A 15,261-nucleotide genomic window follows, 5' to 3' on the forward strand; every position below is an offset into this window, starting at 1 on the left:
GGTATCTATCTCCCCATCGCGGAACTATCGGTCAACATGCTGGTCATCCTCGGCATGGGGGCGGCGGTCGGCTTTCTCTCGGGCATGTTCGGCGTCAGCGGCGGCTTTCTGATCACGCCCCTTTTGATCTTCTACAATATCCCGCCGGCGGTCGCCGTCGCGACGGGCGTCAATCAGGTGATCGCCTCATCGGTTTCCGGCGCGCTCGCGCACTTCAAGCGGCGCACGCTCGACATGAAGCTCGGCCTCCTGCTGGTGGCGGGCGGCCTCATGGGATCGCTGATCGGCATTTATCTTTTCTCCGTTCTGCGCGAACTCGGTCAGCTCGACCTGATCGTTTCGTTGCTCTATGTGCTGCTGCTCGGCACGGTTGGCATATTGATGCTGATCGAGAGCTGGCGTGCGCTGCAGCGGGTGCGCCGTGGTCAGGCGGTCAACCTCAAACGCCCGGGCCAGCACAATTGGATCCACCGCCTGCCGCTGAAGATGCGTTTTCGCGCCTCGAAGATATATGTCAGCGTCATCCCAGTGCTTGGCATCGGCTTTTTCATCGGCATTCTCGCCGCGATCATGGGCGTTGGCGGCGGCTTCATCATGGTGCCGGCGCTGATCTATCTGCTGCGCGTGCCAACCAATGTCGTCATAGGCACGTCGCTGTTCCAGGTCACCTTTGTCACGGCCTTCGCAACGGTCATGCAGGCGATGACCAACCATTCGGTTGATATCGTACTTGCCATGCTCTTGATGACCGGCGGCGTGATCGGCGCGCAATATGGCGCGCGGGCCGGCCAGAAGCTGCGCGGCGAACAGCTCCGGCTGCTCCTGGCGCTTCTCGTGCTCGCCGTCGCGCTTCGTCTCGCCTTCGGCCTGTTCATCAGGCCCGACAGTCTTTTTTCGATCGCCATAGCGGATGGGTGACAGTCATGACCCCACGCCGCCTCCCCGGACGCATCTCCGCCCCGCTTTTCTACGCCATCCTCACTGCAGGCCTGATTGGCGCTGCATCACCCGCCTTGTCGCAAAGGACGCAGCCGGAACAGACGGGTGAGCCCTCGATTGCCCCTGCGGAATCGATCGAGATCGGCCTTTCCACCGAAACCATCGCCATCACATCGAATTTCCGGGGAACGGACCTCACCATTTTCGGCGCGCTCGACAATGCCGATCCGCTGATCAGGCGGCAGGGGCGCTATGACATCATTGTCGTGCTCCAGGGACCAGAGCGCGATCTCGTGGTGCGCCGGAAGGCGCGCTATCTCGGCGTCTGGGTCAATGCGGAATCCCAAACCTTTCTCGACGTACCGCTTTCCTATTCGCTGGCCTCTACCCGCAATCTCCAGGATATTGCGGAACCGAAAGTCTACCGCCAGCTTTCGATCGGTGTCGATAATTTCCATTTGGCACCGAAGTCCAACGACAATCCCAACGGGGATGTCCAGAAATTCAGCCGGGAGTTGCGGGAAATCAAGACGCGCCAAGGGCTCTACAGCCAACGTATCGGCGACGTAGCCTTCATCTCGCCGACATTGTTCCGCGCGACGCTGTCACTGCCGACCAACGTGCCGGTGGGACGCCACAGGGCACGGGCGCTGTTGTTCCGCAACGGAACTTTCGTCCGCGAAGCGGATGCTACGCTGCATATCGTCAAGGCCGGCCTCGAATATCGTATCTACGAGGCGGCGCAAAACCAGAGTTTCCTCTACGGCCTGTTCGCCGTTTTTCTCGCCGTCCTGACCGGCTGGTTCGGCAGGCTCCTGTTCCGCAAGGATTAGCCGGGAAAGAGAACCGAGCGGCCTACGGGATAGACACGATTGGCGCCAAGCATGAAGGCCAGGAGCCGATCCTCGGCAAAAAGGCCTCGGAAAGCCCGATCGAGCACGTTGAGCGCGCCGGTATAGGCGCCGAAGGCGGGCATGATCAGCCTTTCGCCGTCGCTGGCGAAACAGGGCCGGCGCACGGAGCGCCCGCGACGGACAATCTTGGCCGCCGGGTGCAAATGGCCTGCAATTTCACCCGGGGCACTGCCCGACTGCGGCTCATGGCGGAAGATAAGGGGTCCAATTGCCAATTCGTCCGCAACATCGCCGGGCAAGCCAACCGGCCTTTCCGGATCGTGGTTTCCGGTGATCCATACCCATTCACGCCCGGACATCAGCTCATGAAGGCGTGATACATAGGGCGCGGGCAAGCGGGCGGAGGCATGTCCGTCATGGAAGCTATCGCCAAGGCTCACAATCAGCGCCGGATTATGGCGCGCGATGACGGCTGCAAGCAGTTCGAGCGTCGCGGCGGTGTCGTAGGGGGGCAGCATCATGCCGCGCCGGGCGAAGGACGAGCCCTTTTCCAGATGCAGGTCGGAGACGACAAGCAGCCGCATCTGCGGGAGGTAGAGCGCACCCGCCGGATCGCAAACGGCCTCGACGCCCGCGATAACTGCATTAGCCGCGCCGAGATTCGCCCCCAGCCGGTGTTCTCCCGCGTGCATCGCTATGGTCATCTCACTTCCATTATTTCACGGATCAGCTCGTCGGCGGCTTCGGCCAGGAGCACGTCATTGGCTTCGCCCGCCACAGATTCCTTGCCGATCTCCAGCATCACCGGCAGCGCCAGAGGCGATATCTGCTCCAGACGTTCGTGCACGATTCGGCCCTTGATCCGCGAGAGCATATCGCTAAGGCGGCGAATGTCGAGAAGACCGGTCGCGGCATCGGCGCGCGTCGCCTGCAAAAGGATATGGCCCGGCTCGTGGGTGCGCAGCACATCATAGATCAAGTCGGTCGAAACCGTCACCTGCCGGCCGGTCTTTTCCTGTCCAGGATGACGCCGCTCGATCAACCCCGAGATGACAGCGCAATTGCGGAAGGTACGCTTGAGGAGATAGCTTTCATCAAGCCAAGCCTCCAGATCGTCGCCCAGCATATCCTCATCGAACAGTTGCCCAAGCGGCAGTTCGCCGCTGCGGAACATGGCGCCCAAATCGCGCAAGGCCCAGACGCCGATGGAATAATCCGTGGCGACGAAGCCGAGTGGCCGCGCCTTTGCCCGCTCCAGCCGCCGCGTCAGCAGCATGCCGAGCGTCTGATGGGCAAGCCGGCCCTCGAAGGGATAGGCCACCATGTAATAACGGCTGCCACGCGGGAAGGTCTCGACCAGAAGTTCGCCCGCCTTGGGCAGCACTGATTTCTGCCGTTGGACCTCGAGCCATTCGCCGACCTGATCCGGTAATGCGCTCCAGCGTGCGGGGTCGGCCAGCATGGCGCGGACCTCGCCGGCGAGATAGGTGGAAAGCGGAAACTTGCCGCCGGCATAGACCGGAATCTTGGCATCCTGTCCGGCGGCGTCGGAGGCGATGCATTCATTTTCGCGGATGCCCTCGAAGCGCAGCACCTTGCCGGCGAAGAGGAACGTATCGCCCGGCGCCATGGTTTCGAGGAAATATTCCTCGATCTTACCAAGGATACGGCCGCCATAGGCTTTTCCGCGCCCGCTTCTCGTCAGCCGGACGTTCAGTTCCGGCGCTTCGACGATCGTGCCTATGTTGAGCCGGTATTGCTGCGCGATGCGTGGATGGCTGACGCGCCATGTGCCGTCGGCGGTCTTGCGGATCTTGGCGAAGCGCTCATAGCTTTTCAGCGCATAGCCGCCTGTCGCCACGAATTCGAGGATATGATCGAAGGTCTCGCGCGGCAGGTCGGCATAAGGGGCGGCGGTGCGGATTTCCCGATAGAGCTGATCGGCATTGAACGGCGCGGCGCAGGCCATGCCCAGCATATGCTGGGCCAGCACATCGAGCGCACCGTCGATGAGCGGCGGCGTGTCCTGCGCACCCAGATAATTTGCATCGAGCGCGGCCTGGCACTCCATCACCTCGAAGCGGTTGGCCGGGACAAGGATGGCGCGGCTCGGCTCGTCCATGCGGTGGTTGGCGCGACCTATGCGCTGGGCGAGCCGGCTTGCCCCTTTCGGCGCGCCGACATGGATCACTAGATCGACATCGCCCCAGTCGATGCCGAGATCGAGCGTCGAGGTGGCGACCACGGCGCGCAGGCTATTGTCCGCCATCGCCTGTTCGACCCGGCGGCGCTGGCTGGCATCGAGCGAGCCATGATGAAGCGCGATAGGCAGCGTATCCTCGTTGATGCGCCAGAGCTCCTGAAACAGCATTTCCGCCTGGCTGCGCGTGTTGACGAAGAGAAGCGTGGTGCGGTGGCGGCGGATTGCCTCATAGATATCGGGTAGCGCATAGCGCGCGGAATGACCGGCCCAGGGGATGCGCTCGGCTGACCGAAGAATGGAAATCTCCGGCTTGGCCCCGCCCTCGACCGTGATCAGGCCCGCCATTGGCCGCGTTTCATCCTGACCGACCAACCAGCGACGTAGTTCGTCGGGCTGCGCCACTGTCGCAGACAGGCCGATGGTCTGGATGTCGGGCTTCAACTGCCTCAGACGCGACAGCCCCAGCGACAGGAGATGGCCGCGCTTGGAAATGACCAGCGAATGAAGCTCGTCAAGCACGACATAGCGCAGGTCCGAAAAGAAGCGCTCCGCATCCTTGGACGCGAGCAGCAGGGCAAGCTGTTCCGGCGTCGTCAGCAGGATATCCGGCGGCACCAGCTTCTGGCGCTGGCGCTTATGCGCCGGCGTGTCGCCGGTGCGGGTTTCTATGGTGATGGGGAGTTGCATCTCCTCGACGGGGATGCCGAGATTGCGGTGGATATCGACGGCAAGCGCCTTCAAGGGCGAAATATAGAGCGTGCGGATACCGCTGCGGGCCGCACCCGGCCTGTTGCGGCCGCGTTTTGTCGGGCGCGTGAGATCGACCAGCGAGGGCAGGAAACCGGCAAGCGTCTTGCCCGCGCCGGTGGGCGCGATCAAAAGCATCGAGCGGCCGCGCTCGGCCTCAGCCAGAAGCTCCAGCTGATGCGGACGCGGCTGCCATCCCTTCGCGCGGAACCACTCCAGAAACGGATCCGGCAGGGTGAATTCTATCTCGGTGGGTTCGGGCTTCGCGTTCAGGGTCACGCGGGGAAACTAATGCGCTTCCGTCTCACGGCCAAGAAGTTTGTTCACTTTTGTTCTGGTTTGCCGGAATCGCGAAGCCCGCCAGCGTTCCCCTTCACACCTTTCATCCCGTTCTGCGCGCGACAACGACGATACCGGTAAGCGGCTCGCCGCGGTCGTGGCGGATCGTGGCTTTGTTCATTTCCAACGGCGTGAAGCCATGGCGCGTTAAAAGACCGATGACATAGGCGGCGGAATGGGTGAAGCGCAGAGAGGGTTGGAGCAGTAGTTCCTCCTCCGACGGGCCGTCCGTTTCATGCGTCTCGACGGAAAAGGCGAAGAGGCCGCCCGGCTCCAGCGCTTCCGCAATATTGGCGAAAGCACGGTCGAGATTGCCGACATAGACGAACACATCCGCCGCAACCACAAGATCGGCGGGGATTTCCGGCTTTTCCAGCTCGTTGACGTCGCCCTTTTCGAGGCGGTCGTAGATGCGCTTTTCCTCGGCCTTGCGCAGCATGGCCTCAGAGAGATCGATGCCCTGGAGGAAGCTCACCGAGGCGCGCAGCCGCTCGCCCATCAGGCCGGTGCCGCAGCCCAGATCGATGGCATGACGATAGTGGCGGCTGCCGCCGGCCCTGACGATGGCTTCGGCTAAAAGTTCGGGAACGCGATAATCGAGCTTTTCGACAAGCGCCGTCTCGAAGGTCGGCGCATAGGCGTCGAACAGGGTTTCGACATAGGCGGAAGGCGGCGCATCGGGTTGCGCCGTCACGCCAAGGCTTGCGAGCTTCAGGCTCGCGCCGAAACGGTCTTCCGCATCGGCCTTGAGCACATTGCGCCAGGCATCGGCAGCGGCATCAAGATGGCCCGCCTTCTCCTCCATCTCGCCCAGGCGAAAAAGCCCCGGCGCCCAGCCCGGCACGATTTCGAGCGCCTGCCGCATGACATCGGCGGCGCTAGCATGGTCGCCCGCCTCGAACATCATTTCGGCATAGTGGGCACGGCGGTCAGCAATCAGATCGCCGGAGGAAAGGATTGCGCGCGTCATCAAAAACCAGATTTTCGGGTTGAATGCGCGGGGTATGATCCTCCGTCCCGTATTTTGCAAGGATTTTCGGAAGTTCCACGGCGAGCCCTTTCCGCTGCCGCTTTCGCTCTCTATCTTACCTCCATGCGCCCGGAAGAACTTCTCCGCCCCACGCCGCAAGGTTTGTGCTGCCCGCCCGGCGATTTCCACATCGATCCGGTGCGACCTGTCGCTCGCGCCCTCATCACCCATGGCCATGCCGACCATGCCCGCGCGGGCCACGGGCATGTACTCGCCACGCAGGAAACGCTCGACATCATGCGGCTGCGCTATGGCGAGGATTTTGCGGGATCAACGCAGGCCATCCGTTTCGGCGAGACGGTTGCCATCAACGGCGTCAAGGTCGGCTTCCACCCAGCGGGGCATGTACTGGGTTCGGCGCAGATCGCCGTGGAGCAAAACGGCATGCGGATCGTCGCGTCAGGCGATTACAAGCGGCAGGCCGACCCGACATGCGCGGGTTTCGAACCTGTCGCCTGCGATGTTTTCATCACCGAAGCGACCTTCGCCCTGCCTATCTTCCGCCATCCCGATGCTACCCATGAAATCGCCCTGCTCCTCAAGTCAGTGGCGCAGTTTCCGGAGCGCTGCCATCTCGTCGGCGCTTATGCGCTGGGCAAGGCGCAGCGCGTGATCAGCCTCATCCGGCAAGCGGGATATGACAGGCCGATCTATATCCACGGCGCGTTGCAGAAGCTCTGCGGCTATTACCAGTCACAAGGCATTGACCTTGGCGAGTTGCAGCCCGCTACACTTGAAGAGGGCGACGCCCGTGATTTTTCCGGCGCTATCGTCATCGGGCCGCCCTCGGCCTTCGTGGACCGCTGGGCGCGGCGCTTTCCCGATCCGCTCGCCTGTTTCGCCTCGGGCTGGATGCGCATCCGACAAAGGGCGAAGCAGCGCGGCGTGGAGCTGCCGCTCATCATCTCCGATCATTGCGACTGGGACGAACTGACTGATACGATCAGCGAGATCGCGCCGGGGGAAGTATGGGTGACGCATGGGCGCGAGGAGGCCCTGGTACGCTGGTGCACGCTTGCCGGTATTCCGGCGCGTCCCCTGCATCTTGTCGGCTATGAGGACGAGGGGGACTAGCTTTTTGTCTTTGCCGCATGATCTTATCCGAAAAGTCTGCAACTTTTCGGGATCATGCTCTGATGGAAGCGTTTGCCGAACTGCTCGACCGGCTGGTGCTAACGCCGCAGCGCAACGGCAAGATCAGGCTGCTTGCCGATTATTTTCGCTCAACCGCCGATCCGGAGCGCGGGTTTGCGCTGGCCGCCATCACGCGCGATCTCGACCTTGCGAGCGTCAAGCCCGCCATGTTGCGCGCGCTGATTAATGAGCGGGTCGATCCCGAGCTCTTCGCTTATTCCTACGATTATGTCGGCGATCTCGCCGAAACCATATCGCTGATCTGGCCAATGCCAAAACGGGGGCCCGAACAAAGACGGGTGAACCGCCCGCCCATGCTTTCCGACATCGTCGAAGCACTATCGCAGGCCTCGCGGCGCGAGGGGCCGCTCCTCGTCGCTAGATGGCTTGACGATCTCGACGCCTCGGGACGGTACGCGCTCCTGAAGCTCGTTACCGGAGGCCTGCGCATCGGCGTTTCCGCGCGGTTGGCCAAGCAGGCGCTCGCCGATTTCGGACAGGTCGATGTGACGCAGATCGAAGAACTCTGGCATGGGCTTGTCCCGCCTTATGAAAATTTATTCGCCTGGCTTGAAGGGCGGGGGCCAAGGCCCGCCAACCTCGCGGCCGCCCCCTTCCGCCCCGTCATGCTGGCGACGGCGCTCGATGAGGCGGATTTTACCAAGCTCGATGCCGCAGATTATGCGGCGGAGTGGAAATGGGACGGCATACGCGTGCAGGCTGTGGCGGAGGCTGGCGTGCGGCGCATCTATTCGCGCACGGGCGACGATATCTCCCATGCCTTTCCCGATATTATGGAGGCCATGGACTTCGAAGGGGCCATCGATGGCGAGCTTCTGGTCGGACGCCTCGGCGAGAACGGCATCACCGCCGGCACTTTCGGCGATCTGCAGCAGCGGCTGAACCGCAAGACGGTGAGCGCCAAGCAGTTGGAGGATTACCCCGCCTTCGTGCGGGCCTATGACCTGTTGCAGGAGGGCAGCCAGGCCGACGGAGAGGATTTGCGTCCCCTGCCCCTCCGCGAACGGCGGATGCGGCTCGAAGCCTTCATTGCCGGACTCGACCCGCAGCGCTTCGACCTTTCACCCCTCATTGCATTCAACAGCTTCGAAGAGTTGGCTGCATTCCGCGCCGCGCCGCCGCATCCGATCATCGAGGGCGTGATGCTGAAGCGCCATGACAGTCCCTATCTGCCGGGACGCCCCAAAGGACCCTGGTTCAAATGGAAGCGCGATCCCTTCACCATCGACGCGGTGGTGATCTACGCCCAGCGGGGACATGGCAAGCGATCGAGCTATTATTCGGATTTTACCTTCGCGGTGTGGACCGGACCGGAGGACAACCCCACCCTCGTGCCCGTCGGCAAGGCCTATTTCGGCTTTACCGACGAAGAGCTGATATTACTCGACCGCTTCGTCCGCGAGAACACGACGGAGCGCTTCGGCCCGGTGCGCGGGGTGCGGGCGGAACCGGATCATGGGCTGGTGGTTGAGGTAGCGTTCGAGGGGCTCAACCGCTCGACCCGGCATAAATCCGGCGTGGCAATGCGGTTTCCCCGGTTCTCACGGCTGCGCTGGGACAAGCCGCCGCGCGAGGCGGACCGGCTGGAAACATTGCAGAAGCTTCTGGAGCGGGAGAGGTGAAACCTGCCCGGGGTTGCCCCTACTGAGCGACGGTCACTCGGATCGCGTGGATATCGACGATCTTGCCCGCGCCTGAGATGTCGCTGTTGATGGTGATCGTGCCCGCCGCATCGGGCCGCTTTCCTTCCGGAAGCACCACATCAAACAGGAAATCGCTGTTGGCATCGGAGACATCGTAGCGCTTGCGCCCGCAATCGCCCATCGCGCCGAAATCGCAGCTGACCGACATCTGCGTCGGCTTGCCGTCATCGCTGCTGGCGACGATATCGAATGTTACCTTTTTGCCGGCGATCTCCTCCAGAATACCTTGCCCCACGTCGAAAACGATCTGGTCATCTGGACCGCCGGATTTCACGCGGGCGAAGCTCATCGACCCCGTGCCTGCAATTTCCGCCGTCGCACGGCCGCGCACCGACATACGCGTCGGCTCGGAGGGCGTGAAAACGGTTATCCAGTTTGCCTGTCCGGCCTCCTCGCCTTCCTTGAGCGGTGCACCATTGGCCAGCGCGGTGGTGCTCGATTGCGGCCGCCTGACATCGGTCAAGCTGTTGTAGAACGACCAGCCGACGATGCCGACGCCCAGAAGAACCAGAGCCGGCAGGACATAGGAAAGAAAAGGCGAACGGGATTTCGCCTTCCTGCCATCGCGCCTCGCCGCACCGCCCTCATATCCGAGATCGGCACCGCGCTGCTTCCTGGCCGAAGGACGCACATCATCCCGGTCAAGCGCCGGCCCTTCGATTGTGGGAGAACCTGCCAGGGGAGCGGCTGCCGATTGGCCATTCTGGCGTGATCCTGCCGAAAGATCACCAAAGCCGGGCTCGACCCGCGGCTGCGTCATTGCCAGGGGCTGCGCGGGGCGGAACTCCGCTTCGATACGCGAGATTGTTGCTTTCAGGCGATCGCGCCGCTGCGTTTTCTGCGGCTCGCTCAAGGCGGCATTGGCCGAAAGCGCATGCTCATGCGCGCTCCAGGCAGATTCGTAGATCCGCTGGCGCGTGGCGGGATTGGCCGCATCGCCCTTGGCGAATGCATTGCGTATCGCGCGTTCTATGCCTTCCAAATCTCGATCTTTCCTCTTTAATCAGAGCATGGTTTCGCCAGAAACCGCTTCACGCTTTTTCGCATCATGCTCCAGACGCCAACTCGTTCCGCCTGCCGAATATGAAGAAAAACGGCGATATACGAGACACATTTCCCGCCCATATGTACCAGCCTTAGCGGATTTAATCTGTTAATCAAGCATTTACCCTTAACAACCCGTAGCGCCTCGAACGCGTCCGACGGCTTTCACCTGAGGTTTCCCTTGCCCGGCGGAATGCCTCTGATAAACTTCCGTTTACGGAAACGTCAAAATACTGCATACCCTCGGCAAACATGCGCAATGGGAGGAATATATGCCATTACCCGAAATTTTGAAACGCAATCTGCGCATTCCCGTCGTCGGCGCACCGCTGTTCATCATCTCCCATCCCGCACTTGTGCTCGCGCAATGCAAGGCGGGCATCGTCGGCTCTTTTCCGGCGCTCAATGCAAGACCCGAAGCCCAGTTGGACGAATGGCTGGCGGAAATCACCGAGACGCTCAGCGCTCATGACGTGAAGCACCCGGAACGTCCGGCTGCACCTTTTGCCGTCAACCAGATTGTCCACCGTTCGAACAAGCGGCTGGAGCACGATCTCGGGCTATGCGTGAAATACAAAGTGCCGATCGTCATTTCCTCGCTCGGCGCGGTTCCCGAGGTCAATGCCGCGATCCACTCCTATGGCGGCATCGTGCTGCATGACGTCATCAACAACCGCCATGCCAATTCCGCTATCCGCAAGGGGGCCGACGGGCTGATCGCTGTCGCTGCCGGCGCGGGCGGACATGCGGGGACGCTGTCGCCCTTCGCGCTCGTCCAGGAAATCCGGGAATGGTTCAACGGGCCGCTGCTGCTATCGGGAGCGATCGCCAATGGGCGCTCAATTCTGGCCGCCCAGGCAATGGGCGCGGATCTCGCCTATATCGGCTCCCCCTTCATCGCCACGCGAGAGGCGCGCGCGCCTGACGAATACAAGCAAATGATTGTCGAATCGGCGGCTTCCGACATCGTTTATTCCAATTACTTTACCGGAATCCACGGCAATTACCTGAAGCCCTCCATCGCCGCCGCGGGCATGGATCCGGACCATCTGCCCGAAGCTGACCCCTCCAAAATGGATTTCGCCAGCGCCGTCGGCGGCGCCAAGGCCTGGAAAGACATCTGGGGCTGCGGACAAGGCATCGCCTCGGTCAGGGAAATCATGCCGGCAGGCGACCTTGTCACCCGGCTCGACACGGAATACCGCCGGGCAAAGGCTGATCTGTGCAGCAGGTGAGCCGGCCGTTTCGCACGCCCGGGGCGGATGGGCTCTGCTCTTGGCCGATTCAGCAAATCTCTTGATTTGCACACTTGCTTTTCAAGGCCGATTTCGGTATCACGCGCCCAATCGGTCGGGAAGCTTTTCCGGCCGGTACTTTGTCTATGGACGAAAGCGGGGACACATCCCTTGCCGCTTTAGCTCAGTTGGTAGAGCACATCATTCGTAATGATGGGGTCAGGTGTTCGAGTCACCTAAGCGGCACCATTTTCCCAATGGCCTGGCTCTTCCGCCATTGACTTCGCATAGAGATCCTGAAAATCCCGCCCCCTCGGGAACGACCGCAATATAGTCCCCTCCCTTGCCTTCTCGCTGGAAAAAGGCGAATTTAGCATATCATCGACAGGCCCGATCGCCCGGCCGCATAGTGCACGAGGAATCGAATTGCCTGACGACATCATCGTTAAAGACAGCAATGGTAGCCGGCTCAATGACGGGGACTCTGTCACCCTCATCAAGGATCTGAAGGTGAAGGGCACATCACAGACCCTCAAGCGCGGCACGCTGGTCAAGAACATCCATCTCACCAGCGTTCCCGGTGAGATCGAATGCAACACCAAGGAGGTCAAGGGGCTGGTGCTGAAAACCGAGTTCCTGAAAAAAGCATGAGCAAGAAGATCACCAGGGATAATCTGTTCAAACCAACGCGTTCCGAAAGCAAGAGCGCGACGACGGACAATGCCGCCCGCAATATCCTGGACACCGAGACGTCACGGCGTGAGGCCAAAACGGCACGGCTCAAGGAAGCGCGATTGGCAAAGGAAGCGGCAGATCGCGAAAAATCGCTGGCCGAACCCACCGCGAAGGTCGCTAAAGTGAAGAAGCGCACCAAACCGGAATAGGGACGCAACAGCCAGCATGTGGCAGCCACGTCCAAATTGACATGCCGATACAGCGCGTACCGCGATTTCGTTGAAATCACCCAATAAATTGCTCACTCATGTGGCAAAAAATTTATCCTCTTTATTGGGATCGATCAATCGGTGCGACTCGTACAGTATGCGGATGCGGCTGGACCTGAGTGCCCAGCTGGAGGCCCGGCGCGAACGCCCCCCCATTCTACCCAGCGCCGGGCCTCTTCCTGTCTGCCTGAGCACCAATGCGGCTGGATGGATGCCAAGAGGCATCGAGCGTGGTTCGCAGGACAGCCTAAACAAGATCATGGTGCCTTGAAGCGGCACCCTGGTCGTACTGACCAAGCAGATTCAACACCTTATAGCATTCGCAGGACGGATCAGAGACCGCGCTGAGCGGTAGAAACGCCGCTTTATCATGGCTGTCGCGGTGGCAACTTATTGGAGTAGCGCGGCGCGTGTGACTCATCCATGATTGCTTCCTGGCCGGACTGAACTCCGGCGCGACGTCCGGCGGGACTCATATACTTGCCGGGCACTTGTTGTGTTTCTTATGCGACCCTGGTCATCCCGGCGGCATCGGTATCCGTCGCAATCAGCCAGACGCCGCTGTTCCGGATTTTTGGAGGTTTGAATGCCTGAGAATAACAACCGTTGGACCAAGGTCATCGATACCATTTTCCCGGTCAACGGGAATGGCGGGCCAGCGGATCTGCCCAATGAAGAGAAGAAACATCTGCTCGGCTTCCGCTTTGTCTATGGGCTTGCGCCCCAGGAGCCGATGGTGCAGCTATGCCTAGGCGATCAGAAATCCAAGCCGCAGACGTTTCATATATCATTGCCGGATGCGATGTATCTTCTCGGCGCTCTCCAGCACGTCCAGCAGGAGACGGAAGCCGAAATCCCGAGCAATCCACCTGCCCTGGTAAAATAGGTCCTCATTCGTAAAAACCTGACCTGCGTGGCAGTATCCGCTGCGTTAATCCCGCTTGGCGAGACGCAAGGCGGTTTGTGCGTTCCTTCGGCTCTCTATCGAAGACTGCCCAAAATCGGTTATCCTCGGCGAAACATCAAGCAAGGAGGCCGGCTCGGATGACAAAGGCGCAGATCGTGGGATGGGCTCATTCGCCCTTCGGCAAGTCCGAACTCGAAAATACCGAACAACTGATGGCAGCGGTTGCCGCGCCGGCGCTTGCACATGCTGATATTGCGCCTGAAGATGTCGACGGCATTTTTGTCGGCGTCATGAACAATGGTTTTTCCAAGCAGGATTTTCAAGGCGCGCTCGTGGCGATGAACAATGAGGCGCTTGCTCACGCGCCCGCCGTGCGGCTGGAGAATGCCTGCGCCACCGGCTCCGCCGCCATCTATAGCGCGATGGATTTCATCGAAGCGGGGCGCGGGCGCATCGCGCTCGTTATCGGCGCGGAGAAGATGACGGCGACCCCGACGGCTGAGGTGGGCGACATCCTGCTCGGCGCGAGCTACCGCAGGGAAGAAGCGGACGTGGAAGGCGGTTTCGCCGGCCTGTTCGGCCGTATCACGCAAGCCTATTTCCAGCACTATGGCGACCGCTCGGAAGAACTCGCCATGATCGCGGCGAAGAACCACGCCAACGGCGTGGCCAATCCCTATGCGCATATGCGCAAGGATTTCGGCTTCGAATTCTGCAACACCGTTTCGGAAAAGAACCCCTATGTAGCGGCGCCATTGCGGCGCACCGATTGCTCTTTGGTATCCGATGGCGCAGCAGCGCTCGTGCTCGCGGATGAGGAGACCGCGGCATCGCTCGCACGCGCCATCGGCTTTCGCGCCCGCAGGCAGGCAAACGACATGCTGGCACTGAGCCGTCGGGACATGCTGGCCTTCGAAGGCGCGCGCCGCGCCTGGGCCGGAGCGCTTTCGGATGCGAATGCCGGCCTCGACGATCTCTCCTTTGTCGAGACGCATGACTGCTTCACCATCGCGGAACTGATCGAGTATGAGGCGATGGGCCTTGCCAGACCAGGCGAAGGCTATCGTATCGTCCGCGAGGGGATAACGAGCAAGGATGGCAAGCTGCCGGTCAATCCTTCCGGCGGACTGAAATCCAAGGGGCATCCGATCGGCGCCACCGGCGTTTCGATGCACATCATGGCGGCGATGCAACTGATGGGCGAGGCAGGCGACATGCAGGTCAGGGATGCCGATCTCGCCGGCATATTCAACATGGGCGGGGCGGCGGTCGCCAACTATGTGTCCATTCTGGAGCGCGTGAGATGAACTGGTTTGGATCGACCCTGTCGCGAACAGAATGAAGTCGGCTCTATCTGGCGCCGTAAACCGCCCGATATGGTTTTAATTTTTTGCTCGCTTAACGGATTTTCAAAACATAGAGTTGTGCAAAAGCGATTCGCCTAACCGCAAATCCTCGGCATGCCTCGTATCTCATCTTAGTGGGTAGATATATGTTTACGAGACACCTTTCGCGCGCGCTCATATCGATTCCGGCACTATTGTCCTCTTCTCTCCTTTCTTCCGCTCTCGCGGGTGACCTGATAGACGCCAGCCGTTTCGGGCAGGTCGGCAAATATTCCGACAGACAGGAAATCCGCTTCGGCGTCCTCGCCTACGACCGCGGGCTGTTTTCGACCGACGATTTCAACGGAGCGGTCATCAATGGCGAGTTCCTGTTCAGATCGCCTGAATTCCTGGACGGCATCGGCTCGCCCCGCCCCTATATCGGCTTCGACGCGGCTATTGCCGACGATCCGATCCATTTCTTCTATACGGGCCTCAATTGGGATTTCCAGTTGACGGAGAAGCTCTATTTCACCACCAGCCTGGGCGGGGCGGTCACGACGGCGAACGATCTTCATAACCCCACCACCTACAAGGCGCTGGGATGCCGCGTGCTTTTCCATGTCGGCGCCGGTCTTGGTTATGATCTGAGCGACAATTGGACGGCACAACTCTATGCCGACCACTTCTCCAATGCCAATCTTTGCGAGGAGAACAATGGGGCGGAAGCGACAGGGATCCGCTTGGGATATCGCTTCTAGAGTCCCACGCGTCCAATTGGACGCGCAAAGGACGCCCTAAGCTTTGAAATACTGCATTATTTTATCTTAAATCGA

The 15,261-nt window shown here is 60.8% G+C and carries 14 protein-coding genes and 1 tRNA gene; 11 read left to right on the forward strand and 4 right to left on the reverse strand.

Features of this window, described 5'->3' with window-relative positions; all coding sequences use genetic code 11:
- Positions 1-36: 36 nt before the first annotated feature.
- Together DUT91_RS04240 and DUT91_RS04245 are read left to right on the forward strand one after the other, a co-directional pair.
- Complete coding sequence (locus tag DUT91_RS04240; protein WP_200834912.1) at positions 37-918, forward strand: sulfite exporter TauE/SafE family protein; 882 nt, start codon at positions 37-39, stop codon at positions 916-918.
- A gap of 5 nt (positions 919-923) precedes the next feature.
- Positions 924-1,772 (forward strand): TIGR02186 family protein, encoded by an 849-nt coding sequence (locus tag DUT91_RS04245; RefSeq protein WP_114439146.1) that lies wholly within the window; start codon positions 924-926, stop codon positions 1,770-1,772.
- On the opposite strand, the gene pdeM is transcribed toward DUT91_RS04245, so the two are convergent.
- The 3 genes from pdeM to DUT91_RS04260 all read right to left on the reverse strand — a co-directional run bounded on the left by pdeM (position 1,769) and on the right by DUT91_RS04260 (position 6,052).
- The gene (gene pdeM / locus DUT91_RS04250) at positions 1,769-2,485 is read right to left on the reverse strand and encodes a ligase-associated DNA damage response endonuclease PdeM (RefSeq protein ID WP_114439622.1); all 717 of its coding nucleotides are present in this window, start codon (positions 2,483-2,485) and stop codon (positions 1,769-1,771) included. The genes DUT91_RS04245 and pdeM overlap by 4 nt on opposite strands.
- Positions 2,486-2,493: 8 nt before the next feature.
- The gene (locus DUT91_RS04255) at positions 2,494-5,022 is read right to left on the reverse strand and encodes a ligase-associated DNA damage response DEXH box helicase (protein WP_114439147.1); all 2,529 of its coding nucleotides are present in this window, start codon (positions 5,020-5,022) and stop codon (positions 2,494-2,496) included.
- A 103-nt stretch (positions 5,023-5,125) separates the two neighbouring features.
- Positions 5,126-6,052: a class I SAM-dependent DNA methyltransferase gene (locus tag DUT91_RS04260; protein WP_114439148.1), complete on the reverse strand. Its 927-nt coding sequence runs from the start codon at positions 6,050-6,052 to the stop codon at positions 5,126-5,128.
- 123 nt (positions 6,053-6,175) lie between these two features.
- On the opposite strand from DUT91_RS04260, the gene DUT91_RS04265 reads away from it, so the two are divergent.
- Together DUT91_RS04265 and DUT91_RS04270 are read left to right on the forward strand one after the other, a co-directional pair.
- Entirely contained in the window at positions 6,176-7,186 is a 1,011-nt protein-coding gene (locus DUT91_RS04265; protein ID WP_114439623.1) for a ligase-associated DNA damage response exonuclease, read from the forward strand.
- Between the two features lie 62 nt (positions 7,187-7,248).
- Entirely contained in the window at positions 7,249-8,889 is a 1,641-nt protein-coding gene (locus DUT91_RS04270) for a cisplatin damage response ATP-dependent DNA ligase (protein WP_114439149.1), read from the forward strand.
- Between the two features lie 19 nt (positions 8,890-8,908).
- Here DUT91_RS04270 and DUT91_RS04275 read toward each other — a convergent pair whose 3' ends face one another.
- The gene (locus DUT91_RS04275) at positions 8,909-9,952 is read right to left on the reverse strand and encodes a hypothetical protein (RefSeq protein ID WP_114439150.1); all 1,044 of its coding nucleotides are present in this window, start codon (positions 9,950-9,952) and stop codon (positions 8,909-8,911) included.
- 334 nt (positions 9,953-10,286) lie between these two features.
- On the opposite strand from DUT91_RS04275, the gene DUT91_RS04280 reads away from it, so the two are divergent.
- From DUT91_RS04280 to DUT91_RS04310, 7 genes are all read left to right on the forward strand, one after another.
- A complete protein-coding gene (locus DUT91_RS04280; protein WP_114439151.1) occupies positions 10,287-11,249 on the forward strand; it encodes an NAD(P)H-dependent flavin oxidoreductase in 963 nt (320 codons plus the stop codon).
- A 173-nt stretch (positions 11,250-11,422) separates the two neighbouring features.
- Positions 11,423-11,498 (forward strand) — tRNA-Thr (locus DUT91_RS04285).
- Positions 11,499-11,675: 177 nt separating this feature from the next.
- Positions 11,676-11,900, forward strand: coding sequence for an alkylphosphonate utilization protein (locus DUT91_RS04290; protein ID WP_114439152.1), 225 nt, complete (start codon positions 11,676-11,678; stop codon positions 11,898-11,900).
- Positions 11,897-12,133: a hypothetical protein gene (locus DUT91_RS04295; protein ID WP_114439153.1), complete on the forward strand. Its 237-nt coding sequence runs from the start codon at positions 11,897-11,899 to the stop codon at positions 12,131-12,133. The genes DUT91_RS04290 and DUT91_RS04295 overlap by 4 nt, the downstream gene beginning before the upstream one ends.
- Before the next feature lie 646 nt (positions 12,134-12,779).
- A complete protein-coding gene (locus DUT91_RS04300; RefSeq protein WP_114439154.1) occupies positions 12,780-13,079 on the forward strand; it encodes a hypothetical protein in 300 nt (99 codons plus the stop codon).
- Between the two features lie 158 nt (positions 13,080-13,237).
- Positions 13,238-14,407, forward strand: a complete 1,170-nt coding sequence (locus tag DUT91_RS04305) for an acetyl-CoA acetyltransferase (protein ID WP_114439155.1) — start codon at positions 13,238-13,240, stop codon at positions 14,405-14,407.
- Positions 14,408-14,592: 185 nt separating this feature from the next.
- Positions 14,593-15,186, forward strand: a complete 594-nt coding sequence (locus DUT91_RS04310; RefSeq protein ID WP_114439156.1) for an acyloxyacyl hydrolase — start codon at positions 14,593-14,595, stop codon at positions 15,184-15,186.
- Positions 15,187-15,261 lie beyond the last annotated feature (75 nt).

It is taken from the genome of Paramesorhizobium salinisoli, assembly GCF_003335045.1.
In the GTDB taxonomy this organism is placed as follows: domain Bacteria; phylum Pseudomonadota; class Alphaproteobacteria; order Rhizobiales; family Rhizobiaceae; genus Paramesorhizobium; species Paramesorhizobium salinisoli.

Bases quoted from the DNA above. Each gene is read 5' to 3' on its own strand.
- DUT91_RS04240 (WP_200834912.1), top strand. From the start codon at position 37: ATGCTGGTCATCCTCGGCATGGGGGCGGCGGTCGGCTTTCTCTCGGGC.
- DUT91_RS04245 (WP_114439146.1), top strand. From the start codon at position 924: ATGACCCCACGCCGCCTCCCCGGACGCATCTCCGCCCCGCTTTTCTAC.
- pdeM (WP_114439622.1), bottom strand. From the start codon at position 2,485: ATGCACGCGGGAGAACACCGGCTGGGGGCGAATCTCGGCGCGGCTAAT.
- DUT91_RS04260 (WP_114439148.1), bottom strand. From the start codon at position 6,052: ATGACGCGCGCAATCCTTTCCTCCGGCGATCTGATTGCTGACCGCCGT.
- DUT91_RS04265 (WP_114439623.1), top strand. From the start codon at position 6,176: ATGCGCCCGGAAGAACTTCTCCGCCCCACGCCGCAAGGTTTGTGCTGC.
- DUT91_RS04270 (WP_114439149.1), top strand. From the start codon at position 7,249: ATGGAAGCGTTTGCCGAACTGCTCGACCGGCTGGTGCTAACGCCGCAG.
- DUT91_RS04280 (WP_114439151.1), top strand. From the start codon at position 10,287: ATGCCATTACCCGAAATTTTGAAACGCAATCTGCGCATTCCCGTCGTC.
- DUT91_RS04295 (WP_114439153.1), top strand. From the start codon at position 11,897: ATGAGCAAGAAGATCACCAGGGATAATCTGTTCAAACCAACGCGTTCC.
- DUT91_RS04300 (WP_114439154.1), top strand. From the start codon at position 12,780: ATGCCTGAGAATAACAACCGTTGGACCAAGGTCATCGATACCATTTTC.
- DUT91_RS04305 (WP_114439155.1), top strand. From the start codon at position 13,238: ATGACAAAGGCGCAGATCGTGGGATGGGCTCATTCGCCCTTCGGCAAG.
- DUT91_RS04310 (WP_114439156.1), top strand. From the start codon at position 14,593: ATGTTTACGAGACACCTTTCGCGCGCGCTCATATCGATTCCGGCACTA.